The 16619-nt window shown below is 46.5% G+C and carries 12 protein-coding genes; 8 read left to right on the forward strand and 4 right to left on the reverse strand.

The annotated features are described in order from the left end of the window. Positions 1–218 precede the first annotated feature (218 nt). The 5 genes from ftsE (at position 219) to QMA13_RS00590 (ending at position 6118) form a co-directional block, all read left to right on the forward strand. On the forward strand, positions 219–905 hold the full coding sequence (ftsE, locus tag QMA13_RS00570) for a cell division ATP-binding protein FtsE (RefSeq protein WP_282938817.1): 687 nt from the start codon (positions 219–221) through the stop codon (positions 903–905). After that, complete coding sequence (gene ftsX, locus QMA13_RS00575) at positions 895–1812, forward strand: permease-like cell division protein FtsX (RefSeq protein WP_282938818.1); 918 nt, start codon at positions 895–897, stop codon at positions 1810–1812. Before ftsE ends, ftsX begins: the two co-directional genes overlap by 11 nt. Before the next feature lie 68 nt (positions 1813–1880). Then, on the forward strand, positions 1881–3155 hold the full coding sequence (locus tag QMA13_RS00580; protein WP_282938819.1) for a murein hydrolase activator EnvC family protein: 1275 nt from the start codon (positions 1881–1883) through the stop codon (positions 3153–3155). Positions 3156–3242: 87 nt separating this feature from the next. Then, positions 3243–4694 carry a S41 family peptidase gene (locus QMA13_RS00585; RefSeq protein WP_282938820.1) on the forward strand — a complete coding sequence of 484 codons (1452 nt, stop codon included), beginning with the start codon at positions 3243–3245 and terminating at the stop codon, positions 4692–4694. Positions 4695–4831: 137 nt separating this feature from the next. Beyond that, positions 4832–6118 (forward strand): PDZ domain-containing protein, encoded by a 1287-nt coding sequence (locus QMA13_RS00590; protein WP_282938821.1) that lies wholly within the window; start codon positions 4832–4834, stop codon positions 6116–6118. 100 nt (positions 6119–6218) lie between these two features. Here QMA13_RS00590 and QMA13_RS00595 read toward each other — a convergent pair whose 3' ends face one another. Both QMA13_RS00595 and QMA13_RS00600 read right to left on the reverse strand, forming a co-directional pair. After that, the gene (locus tag QMA13_RS00595; RefSeq protein WP_282938822.1) at positions 6219–6986 is read right to left on the reverse strand and encodes a flagellar motor protein MotB; all 768 of its coding nucleotides are present in this window, start codon (positions 6984–6986) and stop codon (positions 6219–6221) included. Further along, positions 6970–7761, reverse strand: coding sequence for a flagellar motor protein (locus QMA13_RS00600; protein WP_282938823.1), 792 nt, complete (start codon positions 7759–7761; stop codon positions 6970–6972). Before QMA13_RS00600 ends, QMA13_RS00595 begins: the two co-directional genes overlap by 17 nt. Before the next feature lie 263 nt (positions 7762–8024). Between QMA13_RS00600 and uvrB the strand changes: the two genes are divergently transcribed. Both uvrB and uvrA read left to right on the forward strand, forming a co-directional pair. Continuing rightward, positions 8025–10022, forward strand: a complete 1998-nt coding sequence (uvrB, locus tag QMA13_RS00605; RefSeq protein WP_282938824.1) for an excinuclease ABC subunit UvrB — start codon at positions 8025–8027, stop codon at positions 10020–10022. 155 nt (positions 10023–10177) lie between these two features. Then, complete coding sequence (gene uvrA, locus QMA13_RS00610; RefSeq protein WP_282938825.1) at positions 10178–13060, forward strand: excinuclease ABC subunit UvrA; 2883 nt, start codon at positions 10178–10180, stop codon at positions 13058–13060. 100 nt (positions 13061–13160) lie between these two features. On the opposite strand, the gene QMA13_RS00615 is transcribed toward uvrA, so the two are convergent. Next, the gene (locus QMA13_RS00615) at positions 13161–14771 is read right to left on the reverse strand and encodes a nitrite/sulfite reductase (RefSeq protein WP_282938826.1); all 1611 of its coding nucleotides are present in this window, start codon (positions 14769–14771) and stop codon (positions 13161–13163) included. Between the two features lie 310 nt (positions 14772–15081). Here QMA13_RS00615 and QMA13_RS00620 point away from each other — a divergent pair, with 310 nt between their 5' ends. Further along, positions 15082–15297: a hypothetical protein gene (locus QMA13_RS00620; RefSeq protein ID WP_282938827.1), complete on the forward strand. Its 216-nt coding sequence runs from the start codon at positions 15082–15084 to the stop codon at positions 15295–15297. 167 nt (positions 15298–15464) lie between these two features. On the opposite strand, the gene QMA13_RS00625 is transcribed toward QMA13_RS00620, so the two are convergent. After that, on the reverse strand, positions 15465–16433 hold the full coding sequence (locus tag QMA13_RS00625) for a sugar phosphate isomerase/epimerase family protein (RefSeq protein ID WP_282938828.1): 969 nt from the start codon (positions 16431–16433) through the stop codon (positions 15465–15467). Between the last annotated feature and the right edge of the window lie 186 nt (positions 16434–16619).

Consider the following 16619-nt stretch of genomic DNA (forward strand, 5'->3'; position numbering starts at 1 on the left):
TCGTCTCCTTTTACCCATTGTTCCGTGTGACAAGTTCTGCTCGTACATATTGATGTATATGCCGACATTTCGAAAATTTGCCTGCGGGATCATTCGTGTTTTCTACAAAAAATGCTGGCGTAATTGTGAAAAAGTGTTGAAAATCTTTTACGTGTAAAGGATTTTACCTGTTTATGTCGAATGGATATAAGCTAGCGAAAAATTCAGGATGTGATACCGTGATTGAGATGCATGACGTTTGGAAAACGTATCCCGATGGGAGTCAGGCTTTAAAAAGCATTAATGTCAAGGTGGACCGCAATGAATTCTTGTATGTCGTAGGTCCGTCAGGCGCAGGAAAATCGACCTTTATGAAATTGATTTATAGAGAAGAGAGACCGACTAAGGGGAGTATTTTTGTAAACGGATTTAATTTGGAGAAGCTGAAGCAGCGCAAGATTCCTTATGTAAGACGGAATATCGGCGTTATTTTTCAAGATTTTCGGCTGCTGCCTAAATTAACTGTATATGAAAATATCGCTTTTGCTATGGAGGTTATCGAAGCTCCCAAGAAATTAATCCGCAAGCGTGTGCAAGAGGTACTGGACCTTGTCAGGCTTAAAGAAAAAGCGGGTTCTTTGCCGTCGCAACTATCGGGCGGAGAACAACAGCGGGTAGCGATTGCAAGAGCTATTGTGAACAATCCCTCGGTAATTATTGCTGATGAACCGACTGGAAATCTGGACCCTGATACATCGTGGGATATTATGAAGCTTATGGAAGAGATCAATTTTCGTGGAACGACTATCATCATGGCAACACACAACAAAGAAATCGTAAATACGATGCGCAAACGCGTTCTGGCCATTGAGCATGGACAAATTGTCCGCGATGAAGTTAGGGGTGAATACGGCTATGAGGATTAACACAGGCTTCCGCCACTTACGGGAAGGCGGTAAGAATGTGATCCGCAATGGCTGGATGACGTTCGCTTCGGTAAGCTCGATTGCCATATCGCTATTAATACTAGGTGTGTTTTTGCTGTTAACGTTAAATGTGAACTACCTCGCTCAGCAAATTGAGCAGCAGGTAGAAATTCGTGTCTATTTGGATGTGAACATTACGAAGGAGCAAATTCCTTCATTGCAAACAGAGATTTCCTCTCTTGCCAATGTGGACAGAGTGACCTTCATTTCGAAGGATGAGGGGCTTGACTACTTGCGTGAGAAGCTGGGAGATAGCGGGAAGCAGCTGCTGGAAGGCTTCGATGGAGATAACAACCCCTTGAATGACTCCTTTACGGTAGAAGTGGTAGAACCCCGTCAAGTAGGTACGGTAGCTCAGCAAATTAATGATCTAAATAACGGGAAAGCTTCGAAGCCGATCTATAGGGTTAGCTACGGACAAGGAACCGTCGAAACGATGTTTAAGGTTACCGAAATTGTGCGTAATATCGGCCTTATTCTTGTGGCGGGCCTTGCTTTGACGGCGATGTTCCTTATCGCAAATACGATTAAGCTGACCATAGTAGCACGGCGTCGAGAGATTGGCATCATGAAGCTTGTCGGAGCGACGAATTCCTTTATCCGCTGGCCGTTTTTTATTGAAGGCGCGCTGCTTGGTATTATAGGCTCTATTATCCCAACATCCATTTTGCTCTATGGCTACTGGGAATTGATGACTTCAACGCAGCTGGATTTAAACTTACTGATGATAAAGCTGCTTCCGTTTAATCAAATATGTTACACGATGCCGAGTTTGCTGCTTGGAATCGGTATATTGATTGGTATTTTTGGCAGCACCTTGTCGGTGCGTAAGTTTTTGCGAGTGTAACCTAATCGTGAAGGGGCTTGGGCCAGTGCCTGGCTAAAGTATGAATCTAGTTGGGGAGGAAACGAAAGTTGAAGAAGTCTGTTCTGTCACTAATCGTTACCGCAGGGATGGCAAGCACGCTGCTTGTTCCGCAGCTGTCCTTTGCTTTGTCCGAATCGCAAAAGATTCAGCAGCAGCTGGATCAACTGAAAAAACAGCAGAATACTACTCAGCAAAAGGCTGCCGATACGCAAAATGAAATTGGTAAAGTGCAGCAGGATAAGCAGCAGGTGGAAGCCGAGGTTAAAAGTATCATTAAGCAGATCGAGGCTGAGAATCTCAAGCTGAATACTCTGAATGACCAAATATCCACGACTAAGGATGATTTGCAGCTAAACAGCAAACTGCTGGATGAACTAAAAGAGCAAATTGAGGCCCGCGATGTATTGTTAAAATCTCGTCTGCGCCTTATGTATATGAACGGTGTTGTATCTTATGCGGACGTACTGTTGAGCTCTACGAGCTTCGGAGACTTTTTAGATCGAATGAACGCATTAAAGGCTATTGTCAACCAGGATAAGGAGATATTGCAGGCCAACCAGCGAGACCGGGAAACGAAGGAAGTCAAACAAAACCAGATTGAGCAGGAGTTAAAGAAGGTAAGCGACCTTTATAATCAGTCTGCGACGATCAAAGCGGGTCTTGTGTCCAAGGAGAAGGATAAGGAAGTCAAGATCGCTAGTCTTGCCAAAAAAGAAAAGGATTTGGAAGACATCAGCGAGGATCAGGAGCAGCAGCTTCTTCAATATGCCCGCAAATCGGCAGCTTTGGCAGCGGACAAGCGTAAAGCGGCGGCGGCTGAGGCGGCAGCAGCTGCAGCAGCCGCCGCTGCAAAGGCCAAAACGAACGGCAGCAGCGGCGGAGGCAGCACGGCGGCTCCTTCTGCGCCTGCGGCGACATCCTCCGGTGGCAAATTCGGCTATCCGTTAGCTAAAGTGGCGCCAATGACATCGGATTTCGGGTATCGTTCCGATCCGTTCACCGGTGCTAAAAAGCTGCATAAGGGAATTGACCTAGGTGCTCCTAACGGAACCGATATTTTAGCAGCTGCCGAAGGCGAAGTCATTGTTGCTTCGTGGTGGAGCGGCTATGGAAACACGGTTATTATAGACCATGGAAACGGTTATTGGACGTTGTACGGACATATTCGCAATGGAGGCACGGTGGTAGAGAAAGGCGATCATGTGAAACGGGGCCAAAAAGTAGCAGAAGTCGGCTCCACAGGCGAATCCACTGGCAACCATTTGCACTTCGAAGTACGTATTAATGAGGAACCGGTAGATCCGAAGCCATACTTAAAATAAAACCGCTGTTAATAATTTCTAATAGCTTGTCATATAATACAAAGACGAGTTCACCAAGGCACGAACAAAGGCGGTGTATACAGGGTAATGACATTTAAGGGACGTACCGTTTTGGCATTTATTTTGTTGGCTATGTTCGCCAGCAGCATTATGACGCTTACGATTGTAAACCCATCTATGCTAGCCGGAGTCGGTAAGGATGGCGGCGCTTCAGGAACGGTGAAATCCGGGCTGACAACCAAGGACATTAACAAAATATCGACGACGTATCAGTTGATTGAGAACAAGTTTTTATCCGAGGTCGATCATGAGAAGGTCGTCAACGGAGCGATTAATGGGATGCTGGCTACATTGGAAGATCCTTTTACCGTGTATATGGATCAAAAAGAAGCTAAGCAGTTCGATGAAAGCATTACTTCTTCGTTTCAAGGTATTGGTGCTGAAGTATCGACCGAAGACGGCAAGGTCACGATTGTGGCGCCTATCAAAGGCTCGCCTGCTGAAAAAGCCGGTTTGCATGCGAAGGATGTCATTATGTCAGTGAATGGCGAGAAATTGGACGGGCTAACGTTGAATCAGGCTGTTATGAAAATCCGCGGGCCAAAAGGTACGCAGGCTAAGCTTGAAATCATGCGTCCAGGTACGCAGGAACCTATTCAAATGATCGTAGTTCGTGATGACATTGATGTAGAAACGGTCTATGCCGAGATGCTTCAAGGAAACATCGGAAAAATTGAAATTCGTCAATTTTCAACCAATACGGCTAAACGCTTTAAGGACGAGCTAAAGAACCTGGAAGCCAAAGGGATGAAGGGGCTTGTTATTGACGTTCGTAACGATCCGGGCGGTTTGCTGCAGGCTGTAGTTGAGATCGTAGAGCCTTTCATAGCTAAAGGGAAGCCGATTGTGAAGATTGAGGATCGCAAAGGTAAGCAGGAGGATACTCCTTCTCAAGGAACAGGCAAAAATTATCCCGTTACCGTTCTTATGAACAAAGGCAGCGCGAGTGCCTCGGAAATATTGGCAGGAGCCCTTCATGATTCGGCTGATAGTAAGCTGGTTGGAGAAACTTCTTACGGTAAAGGGACAGTACAGGTACCGTTCGAGAAGGAAATGGGCGATGGAAGCAATATTAAGATGACCGTATACAAATGGCTGACGCCGAACGGTACATGGATTCATAAAAAAGGAATCACACCGGATATCCCTGTCGAACAGCCGACCTTCTTTAAAGTGGCTCCATTAACCAAGAAAGCTACCTTAAAGCCTGATACGACAGGCGAGGACGTTAAAAATCTGCAAATCATGTTGTCCGGAGTCGGTTTGAACCCGGATCGCACAGATGGTTATTTCAGTGAAAAAACAGCGGCATCCGTAAAATCGTTCCAGCGTCTTCATAACTTGCCGGTGACCGGTGAAGTTGATGTAGAGACGGCTAATCAGCTGGAAAAAGCAATTTTGACGGAAATCAAAGATCCTAAAAACGATCTGCAGCTGAAAGCAGCAGTTCAACAAGTCCAAACAGCTATTACCAAATAAGGGCTGGATGGGAAAAATGGGAATACAGAAGGAAAACGGGTTATAAGCGTCGAATGGTAAAGAAGGTTGGATTCGTCCAGCTTTCTTTCTTTTTTTGTTTGAATCAGTTTATCCCTGTTACAAGAAGGAGCAGCCTTATGAACATATTAGCCGATATAGCTTATCATGGGCTTAGGGCCCTGCTGCAATTGCTCGCGCATCCGTTCTATTATGTAGGGATTCTATTTATTGTGCTTCAATATAGAAGGCAGATTCAGTTTGAGCGCAAGCTGTTCCACACTAAGCTGCACTCGCTGATATCCGAAACCTGGCGGACACTGCTTTGGGGATGGATAGGCGGGCTGGCAGCCTCTGTGCTAATGGCTGTAGTCGGAGCCACGATTCAGCCCGAGGCGGTCATATTGCTTTGGATCCTGTCGTTGCTTCTCATCTTATTCCGTGTTCGTTTTCTGTGCTGGGCCTACGCAGTTGGTGTTATCGGTGTGCTTCAGGTGCTAAGCTCTTCTATAGATGCATTGGCGAATGTAATGCCAGCATGGTTACTGGACCCTATACTGAGCCTGAATCTGCCAGCGCTGCTTGCCCTTGTAGCGGTGCTTCATCTGGTCGAGGCGCTACTAGTTCGAATGCAGGGTGCTAGAACAGCCACACCCATGTTTTATGAGAGCAAGCGCGGCAAAATCGTCGGCGGCTATCACATGCAAGGTTTTTGGCCCATTGCCTTGTTCTTGCTTGTACCGCTTCAAGGAGGAAGTGCAAATCCTCTCCCTTGGACACCACTGCTAGGGGGAAATTTGTGGAGCGGCGGTTGGACCATCGTCGGCTTCCCTGTCATGATCGGCTTTGCCGAATTAACGATGTCCAGACTTCCCCAACAGAAGGCGCGAATGAGCGCTCGGCTTTTGGCAGTATATGCATGTCTGGTTTTGTTGTTTGCGATAATTGCTCATGAGTGGCCTGTAATGACTCTGGTAGCCTCTATCCTTTGTATAGCGCTGCATGAAGGTTTGCTATTGTACAGTCGTTGGGATGAGGCCAAGCGTACTCCGATTTTCGTACACGATCAGCGAGGGTTGAAGGTTTTGGCTGTGCTGCCTGGAAGTGCTGCGGCTGAGCTCGACATTGTACCGGGGGAGATCATTCACAAGGTCAACGGCGTATCTATAAGAACGAAAAGCGAGCTGCATCAGGCGATGCAAATGAATTCGGCCTTTTGTAAGCTGGAAGTATTGAATTTAGAAGGCGAGAGTAAGTTTTTGAAGCGGGCTATGTTCTCTGGGGAGCACCATCAGTTAGGTATTTTGTTGGCCCCGGATCAAGATGCCATGTATTATGCTGAAGAGAAGCATACTCATATATTTGCTTATATGCGGAAAAAGCTGGTCGGCCTGCTTAGCAAGCCTTCCGGTACAAAACCGATGTAAAGTTAATGAACAAAAGAAAGAGCTGCCGGATTTCATTCCGACAGCTCTTTTTTATGCAGCATGTTTTTTGTTAGCAAGGTAGATTCAATAAAGGATGGAATCAGTTTTTGTCTCTCAACACGACAATTTCAACACGACGGTTTTTGGAGCGGTTCTCCACCGTATCATTGTCTGCGACAGGGCGTGTGTCCGCATATCCGGTAGACATGAATTTTTTAGGATCCAATCCATCGTTGTATACAAAATAGCGGAGAACGGAAAGGGATCGTTCATTCGAGAGCCCCCAGTTATCCTTATACAGCGAACCGGTTGCCAATGGCAGATTGTCTGTATGCCCCTCAATGCTGATGGTTGTGTCTTGTAAAGTCGGGAACAAGCTGGCTAACTGATTCAGAATCGGATACGCGTCTTTCTTAAGCTCAGCTTTCCCGAGATCAAATAGGAACAAATCGTTCAACGTAACCGCAACACCTCGAGGCGTATTGGCGGCAAACACCTGAGCTTGCAGGTTGTTCTGCTGAATGTACTGCTGTATTTTCTCGAGCAGGTTCTCCAGCTGTTTTTCACGCTGTTCCTTTTCTTCGCGTTCCTTCTTATCCTTGTCGTTGTTCTCGGTTTTTTCGCCTTCTTGAGCCTTAGCCGTACTTACACGGCCGAGAACGCCCTCGCCCTGAGGCATGACCGTATCGGACTTTTTAAATTCAAAGCTGAGCGCAGAGGCTAGCACGGTATACTTTTCATTATCGATTTTACTCATAGCGTACATGATAATAAAGAAAACCAACAGAAGTGTGATCAGGTCAGAATAAGTAATTAACCATCGTTCATGATTCTCATGCGGTGCGTGTTTTTTATTTCTCCTCGCCACCGGTATCACCTTCGCTTTCCGGTTTCTTCTGCTCTTGGTGTAGGAACGATTTCAATTTTTTCTTGATCAGCTGTGGATTTTCACCAGCTTGCAGCGCCAAAATCCCCTCCAGCATAAGCTCCATTTCGGAGATTTGCTCTTTACTGCGGACTTTGATCTTTTGGGCAAGCGGCATATAAATAACGTTCGCGGATGCTACACCATACAAGGTAGCTGCAAAAGCAACCGCGATAGCAGGGCCTAACGTGCTCGGCTCGGACAGGTTACCTAATACGTGGATAAGGCCCATTACCGTACCGATGATCCCCATGGTTGGCGCAAAACCGCCAGCGGATTCAAAAATTTTGGCCCAGCCTTCATGATGATGCTCCAAAGCATCCATTTCGAGCTCTAAAATTTGTCTTGTTAATTCAGGATCGGTACCGTCAACAACCATCATCAGGCCATCACGCAAAAAATCGTTGGAATGCTCTTGTGCACGCTGCTCCAAAGCAAGCACGCCCTCACGTCTGGCAACGGTAGCCATATCGACGAGTTCATCAATAATAGTGCCTGGATCACGTTTCGTTTCTTTAAACGCCATTTTAAGCGCCTTACCCGTTTCTTTCAATGTAGACATCGGAAAGCTTACAACTACAGCCCCAATGGTCCCCCCGAAAACGATCAGCATGGCGCTTGGGACTATCAGTGCAGAAATGTGCCCGCCATCCCACATATACCCGCCGATTAGGGCCCCCACGCCGAATACAATACCTATAATTGTTGTCAAATCCATTTTCGTACCACCCCTGCTTCGAGTAAATGAGAATGCTTTTTTGTTTAAAAATCCGTTCTTCCTGCTGTAGATGCAGCGTATAAGTGGAAGACTTATGCGTTTGCAACATAAGCTGAAAAAAGGTATAATATATGGGAACAAATATTCCTATTAAGGAAAAAGTCGAACGGAGTCAACCTGCGTCGATGAGGCGCATAGTATTTATCGGAAACATCTGGGCAAAAGTTTATAGAAAATGATCTTTTTCAATAGGCGGTGACGAAATGAACGATGTAGTGATGAGTGATAAGCGCTTTGAGCTGGTATCCGAGTTCTCTCCTCAGGGAGATCAGCCGAAGGCTATAGAGAAGCTTTTAGAAAGCATCCAGGCGGGGAATAAGCATCAGACGCTGCTCGGAGCGACAGGAACGGGGAAGACCTTTACCGCGGCTCAAGTTATCGCGAAGTTAAATCGGCCTACACTGTTAATTGCTCACAATAAGACGTTGGCTGCGCAGCTGTGCAGTGAGCTGAAGGAGTTTTTTCCAAATAATGCGGTTGAATATTTTGTCAGCTACTACGATTATTATCAGCCAGAGGCCTACATTCCTTCATCCGATACGTTTATTGAAAAAGACTCGAGTATAAATGATGAAATAGATAAACTGCGACATTCGGCTACCAGCTCGTTGTTCGAGCGCCGCGATGTCATTATCGTTGCGAGCGTGTCGTGCATTTACGGCTTGGGTTCTCCGATGGAGTATCGCAATCTGGTCATGTCGCTGCGTGTTGGAATGGAACGTTCGCGTAATGAAATACTGCATCGACTGATCGACATTCAATATCAGCGTAATGATATGAATTTTGTCCGTGGCACGTTCCGTGTAAGGGGCGACGTCGTAGAAATATTCCCGGCTTCACATAGCGAGCATGCGGTTCGTGTGGAGCTGTTCGGTGATGAAATCGAACGGATTACGGAGATTGATGTCCTAACGGGCGAAATTCTGGGCGAGAGAGATCATATTGCCATCTTCCCGGCGTCTCACTTCGTAACCCATGAGGATACGATGAAAAGGGCACTTGTAGATATTGAACGCGAGTTGGAGGAACGGCTGGAGGAACTTCGCGGAAAAGGCAAGCTGCTGGAAGCTCAACGCTTGGAGCAGCGGACTCGCTACGATATCGAAATGATGCAAGAGATGGGCTTCTGCTCGGGGATTGAGAACTATTCAGGACCACTGACGTTCCGAGAACGTGGAGCGACGCCGTACACCTTGTTCGACTACTTCCCAGACGATATGCTAATTGTTGTAGACGAGTCGCACGTATCTCTTCCGCAAATCCGAGGGATGTATAACGGGGATAGAGCACGTAAGGAAGTACTAGTAGAGCATGGATTTCGTCTTCCTTCTGCGATGGATAACCGGCCGCTACGATTCGAGGAATTTGAGAAGAAAGTGACCCAGGCACTGTATATTTCAGCAACCCCAGGACCGTATGAATTGGAGCACTGCCCGGACATGGTGGAACAGATTATTCGTCCGACGGGCTTGATAGATCCTGTGATTGAGGTTCGTCCGACCAAAGGGCAGATAGACGATCTGCTTGGAGAAATTCAGGACCGGATTCGTAAGGACGAACGTGTATTAGTTACCACATTAACCAAGAAGATGGCGGAGGATTTAACGGATTACTTTAAGGAGATCGGCATTAAGGTACGTTATTTGCACTCCGATATTAAGACGCTGGAGCGAATGCAAATACTGCGTGACCTGCGGCTTGGCGTATTTCATGTGCTTGTCGGTATCAACCTGCTGAGAGAAGGGCTGGACCTGCCGGAAGTATCGCTGGTAGCGATTCTTGACGCAGATAAAGAAGGCTTCCTCCGTGCAGAGCGGTCGCTGATTCAGACTATCGGTCGTGCGGCAAGGAATGCCAATGGTCGAGTGATTATGTACGGCGATAAGATAACCGACTCTATGGATAAAGCGATGCGTGAGACGAGTCGTCGTCGTGAAATCCAGACTGCATATAACGAGAAGCATGGAATTACTCCACAGACGATACAAAAGAAAGTACGCGACGTCATCGAGGCAGTTAAGGTAGCCGAGACCAAGGCGGATTATTTAACTGATGTGAAGCAGGCGAAGATGTCTAAGAAAGATCGTATGTCTCTAATCGATCGTTTGGAGCAGGAAATGAAAGAAGCGGCCAAAAACCTGCAGTTTGAACGTGCCGCTGAGCTCCGTGATGCCGTTATGGAGTTAAAGGCAGAGCTATAGTGGGTATAATGTTGAAATAGATTGTTTTATTTGCTGCAAAGTTTGGGTAGGGTATGGATTTATAAGAACTCGGAAATGGCGGATCTCCATCAAAGTGAGTACGGAATTTAAGCAGATGTCAGCTCCGTTGAAATATGAAGGATGGTGGAAGGTAAGTGGCCAGAGACAATATAGTAATCAAGGGCGCGAGAGCGCACAATTTGAAAAATATTGATGTAACGATTCCACGCGACCAATTTGTTGTATTGACGGGGCTTAGCGGCTCCGGTAAGTCATCGCTGGCATTCGATACGATCTATGCAGAAGGCCAACGTAGGTATGTAGAATCGCTGTCCGCCTATGCGCGGCAGTTCCTCGGGCAGATGGATAAGCCTGACGTTGATTCTATAGAAGGACTATCTCCGGCGATTTCCATTGATCAAAAAACGACCAGCCGCAACCCGCGCTCAACTGTAGGGACGGTGACGGAAATCTACGACTATCTCCGGCTGCTTTTTGCTCGGATTGGCCGTCCTCATTGCCCGGATCATAAGATCGAAATTACTTCACAAACCGTAGAACAGATGGTAGACCGGATTATGGAGTATCCGGAGCGAACACGTCTGCAAATATTGGCTCCTATTATTTCCGGACGTAAAGGTGAACACACGAAGCTGCTTGCGGATATTCAGAAGCAGGGCTTTGTGCGTGTCCGTGTTAACGGAGAAGTCATGGACTTATCGGATAAAATCGAACTCGATAAAAACAAAAAGTCCAGCATTGAAGTCGTTGTGGATCGTATTGTTGTCAAAGCCGATGTGCAGGCGCGGCTGGCAGACTCACTGGAAACTGCACTCAAGCTAGGTAACGGCCGCGTTATCGTCGATATATTGGAGCAAGAAGAGCTTCTGTTCAGCCAAAACCTGGCTTGTCCGGAGTGCGGCTTCAGTATGGAAGAGCTGGCTCCGAGAATGTTCTCCTTCAATAGCCCGTTCGGGGCTTGCCCCGATTGTGACGGATTAGGCAGTAAAATGATCGTAGATCCAGATCTATTAGTGCCGAATCCAAAATTAACAATTGAAGAGGGCGCATTTGAAGCTTGGGCAGGAAGTACGTCCAACTACTATCCTCAGTTTCTGGCAGCCGTCTGCGAGCATTACGGGATTCCTAGGAATGTGCCGGTAAGCGAGCTTACAGCGGAACAAATGAAGAAGCTTCTCCATGGTACAGGCGGCGAGAAGGTTCGCTTCCGTTATGAAAATGATATGGGCCATAAGAAAGAGGCTATGGTCGCCTTTGAAGGGATTATTCCGAATTTGGAGCGCCGCTATCGCGATACGTTCTCAGAAGGAATAAGAGAGCATATTGAGACTTATATGAGCTCCAAGCCGTGCGGGAAATGCAAAGGTCAGCGTTTGAAGCCGGAGACACTCGCGGTTACGATCAACGGTAAAAATATTGCCCATGTGACCTCCTTATCGATCGGAGACTCACAAGAGTGGTTCGAATCTTTGAGCTTGAATGATAGAGAGCTTCAGATCGCTCATTTAATATTGAAAGAGATTAATGCTCGGCTCGGATTCTTAGTCAATGTAGGGCTGGATTACCTGACGATGCACCGGGCAGCAGGAACGCTTTCTGGCGGTGAGGCTCAGCGGATCCGCTTAGCGACGCAAATCGGTTCCAGCTTGATGGGCGTACTGTATATTCTTGACGAGCCGAGTATCGGCCTTCATCAGCGAGATAATGATCGCTTGATCAAGACACTCGAGCATATGCGCGATTTGGGTAATACTTTGATCGTCGTTGAGCACGACGAAGATACGATGATGGCAGCCGATTATATTATTGATATCGGGCCAGGGGCTGGTATTCACGGAGGCAATGTCGTCTCGCAGGGGACTCCGAAGGAAATTATGGCCGATCCGGAATCGCTAACCGGCCAATATTTAAGCGGCAAGAAATTTATCCCTGTCGGTGCAGAACGACGTAAGCCTAACGGCAAATGGCTTGAAATCAAGGGTGCTAAAGAAAACAATCTGCGTAACGTAAGCGTGAAGTTTCCTTTAGGTGTATTTACATGCGTCACCGGCGTATCTGGATCTGGTAAAAGTACGCTCATCAATGAGCTGTTATATAAAACATTAGCCAAGGAACTGAACGGGGCTAAGGTACGTCCTGGTGAGTACAGAGAGTTCGTCGGACTAGAGCATATCGATAAAGTGATCGATATTGACCAGTCTCCGATTGGACGGACCCCTCGCTCTAATCCGGCTACGTACACAGGTGTCTTCGATGATATTCGTGACGTGTATTCGGCGACGAATGAAGCGAAGGTACGCGGCTATAAGAAAGGCCGTTTTAGCTTTAACGTCAAGGGCGGCCGCTGCGAGGCTTGTCGCGGTGACGGTATTATCAAGATTGAGATGCATTTCTTGCCTGACGTGTATGTCCCATGCGAAGTATGTAAGGGCAAGCGTTATAACCGAGAAACGCTGGAGGTTCACTACAAAGGGAAGAATATCTCGGAAGTGCTGGATATGACTATCGAGGACGCGTGCGAATTCTTCAAAAACATTCCGCGTATTCATCGTAAGCTGCAAACGCTACTGGATGTTGGCTTAGGCTATATGAATTTGGGACAACCGGCGACCACATTGTCCGGTGGTGAGGCACAGCGCGTGAAGCTGGCTGCTGAGCTGTATCGTAGAAGCACTGGCAAGACGATCTATATACTGGATGAGCCTACAACGGGACTTCATATTCACGATATCGATCGGCTGTTAAAGGTTTTGCATCGCTTGGTAGAGAGCGGGGAAACGGTTCTTGTCATCGAGCATAACCTGGATGTTATTAAAACCGCGGACTACATGATCGACCTGGGTCCGGAAGGCGGAAGTAAGGGTGGAACGATTGTTGCCACAGGAACACCGGAGGAAGTAGTGAAGGTGGAAGGCTCTTATACTGGACGGTATTTGAAGCCGATTCTTGAGAGAGATAAGGCAAGATCGGAAGATTATGCACAGCGAGTCAAGCAGATGGAAGACGTTGTGGTATAAAACGAATTGTCGCTCAGACTTTAACGGGTCTGAGCGATTTTTTGTGTACAAAAAAGCTTGGTCCCCATAGAAGAGAACCAAGCTTTCTATGATGCAGTAATTAGGAAGCCAGAATCGAAGTCAATTTGTCTTGGAAGGTAGGAATGCCTACTCGGGTAACGAATTGATGGAAGGTTTCATCATCACTGCGATTTTCTTTATAATACAAAATCAGCTGAGCTAGGACAGGCCCTACATTATCGCCTTTAACGCGGCCTTTCAACACCTGGTTAAATTGTGCACCTGGGCCAAGAATACCACCTACCGCGATATCAAACGCTTCTACCATACCTTCAGGCGTCTTAACGAGGGCACCTTGAAGGCCAATGTCAGCGATATGCTTCTGACCGCAAGCGTTAGGACAGCCGATAAAATGAATACGAACTTCTTCGTCCAACTCAACGTGTGCATCCAAATATTCAGCAACGAGAACGGCTCTTTTCTTGGTTTCTACAACAGCCAAATTGCAGAACTCGTTGCCGGTACAGGATACGGTACGGCTTAAGAAATGTTTTGGATTCGGCGTAAGGCGCTCGAAAATTTTCTCGGCTAATGCTGCCTCCACTTTCTCTGTCGGTACACCGGACAAAATAATGTTTTGCGATACAGTAGTACGGATCGTTTGGTCGCCGTATTCATCAGCAATACGAGCCAGCTCCGTAAGCTCTGCATCATCCAGACGTCCAACCGGAACGCTCAGTCCGATATAATTCAAGCCATCTTGCTTTTGTGGATGAACACCATCGAAATAGGCGGCTTTCCAGCCTACAACCTTATCTTCTCCAAGAGAAGGCATGTCGCCGATAAGCTTAATTAACTCTTCTTTGAATTTCTCCGGACCCCAGTCAGCCACAAGAAATTTCAGACGGGCATGATGACGTTTTTCACGGTAACCGTGATCACGATAAATGGTGGTTACACCAGTAGCAACCTTTAAAACATCTTCCGGTTTTACGAATAGATCCAATCTTTTGGCCAAATGTGGTTTGGCTGATAAACCGCCGCCAACCCATGCATGGAATCCGACTACTTCTTGACCGTCAATAACTTTGGTAGCAGGAGTAAACGCCAAACATTGAATTTCCGCATGACCGGAGTTATAAATATTAGAAGAAATGGACATTTTATATTTACGCGGTAAGTTAGAGAAATCACGGTTCATTAAGAAAAAGTCGTTGACTTCATTAACCAACTGCGTTGTATCCATAAGCTCATCTTTGTCGATTCCTGCTAAAGGATTCCCAACAACGGTACGCGGGCAATCGCCGCAAGCCTCGAAAGAATAGAGGCCTACCGATTCCAGACGTTTGAAAATATCGGGCAAGTTCTCAACACGAAGCCAGTGAAACTGGATGGCTTGTCTAGTCGTAACGTCTACAAGACCTCGTCCGTAATCTTTTGCGATGGATGCCATTGCACGGGCTTGATCGGATGTCATGATGCCGGAATTAATCCGAACACGCATCATGAAATGACCGTCTTTTGGTTTCTGCTCATACACACCGGCCCATTTGAAGCGGTTCATATCGTCTTCTGTGATGGCATCGTAGCCTTCGTGAGCGTATTGTTCAATGATGGTGCGGATAACGTCTAGACCGTCTTTTTCCAGCTTTTGCAGCTCAACCTTACTGAGCTTGGATGGGTCGGCCGCCCAAATTGCTTCATAAGCCATGTTGTAAATGCTCCTCCTTTAAAGCGTAAATCCGATTAATTTAGTATGAAAAAGAATACCATAATAGTAACATTTTTACGAGAATACGTAAATCGATAACGAATTGTTGGGACTAGGTATCCAATAGGAGCGGTTGTGTTGTTATTGCATCCAATAATGTTAGTTTTAATCGACTAGGGGTAAGCAAAAGAACTATAAAATCAGGAAATGTTGACAAACTTGTTACACTTCCTATTTATGGCTTGCACTTCATGTCGACTCAAGATAAGATAGAAAATAAGCATTTTTGTACATTGAAGGAGGTCTCTCGATGTTTTTGGCTGAAGAGGCAGCGCAAGCAGCGAGTAAATTTGACAGTTTTGACATATTCGTAATTTTATTTACGATTGTTATTGCTATCGGCGTAGTACGTTTATTGAGTGCTGCTAAGAAAAATCCTTTTGCCATCGGCTTCGGCTCGATCAGCTTGATCGTGTTTTTGATAATGGACGTCGTTATGGTCATGAACTGGATGGACAAATTGTAATCATCGAACGGAATCGAGCAATAACTTCAACTGCTGCGGCGAAATAAGCGGCGGCTGTAATGCATGTGTAGTTTTATCACAAGCCTATAGGAACGCTCTATAAGGTAAAGAAGCCCTGGATCTCATGGAGACCAGGGCTTTTCGTTTGAGATGACAGCGAAGACGGGCTACACCCACCACATTTCACCAAGTGGTTCTTTGATGAGGACTTGCTGCAGGTTTTGTACTGCTTTGGTAAATCCTTCTTCCACGGACATTAAACCATCCTCATGCTCGATACTGACAACGTAATCGTAGCCAACCAAGCGAAGAGTGCTAATGATATCCGCCCACGTTTTAAGATCATGTCCAAAGCCAACACTACGGAACTGCCAAGCGCGATCCAGCATCGCTGTATAAGGCTGCATATCGGTCACACCGTGCTTATTGACGTTGATTGGATCAATGGTCGTATCTTTGGCATGGAAGTGGTGAATGGCGCCTGCACGGCCAAGGATTTGAATGGCTTGAACCGGATCGATCCCTTGCCACCACATATGACTTGGATCCAGATTCGCTCCGATAACGTCTCCTGCCGCTTCACGAAGACGCAGTAGAGTTGCTGGAGTATGAACGGAGAAGCCACCATGCAATTCCAATCCAAATTTCACATTACGGTCCGAAGCAAATTTACCGGTCTCGGTCCAATAAGGGATGACTTTATTAGTCCACTGCCAATCCAAAATTTCTTGATAATCAGGCGGCCAAGGAGCTACAGGCCAGTTAGGATATTTAGCATTTTCATGATCGCCAGGGCAGCCGGAGAATGTATTGACGACAGGTACTTCCAGCTTCTCGGCCAACTCAACGGTTTTTAGAATCAATTGTTGATGCTCTTCAGAAATGGCTTTCTGGGGATGAAGTGGATTTGCATGACAGCTCAGAGCGCTGATGAACAAACCGCGGGACTCAATCGCTTTTTTGAACGCCTTCAATTTGCTATCATCAGCAAGGAGCGTATCCGGATCACAATGAGCATTGCCAGGATATCCCCCAGTCCCCAATTCAACCGCGTCCAGTCCTTTAGATGCAATAAAGTCTAATGCTTCTTCGAAAGGCTTTTGGCCAAAAAGTACCGTAAAAACGCCTAATTTCATGTGACACCTCCGAAAAAATAAAAAATGTACGCGTGTACGCGATTAATTTCGATTATAGCATTGTTTGGCCTCCACTCCTAGTGCAAGTTGAGGACAAGCCAAGATACGTGGAAATTACAGTAAAAAAATAAACTTCGACAGTTTGTCTCGACAGCGTTCCCATTTCTTTGCATGGCGTATCCAGTA

Source organism: Paenibacillus sp. RC67 (assembly GCF_030020805.1).
Taxonomy (GTDB): Bacteria; Bacillota; Bacilli; order Paenibacillales; family NBRC-103111; genus Paenibacillus_S.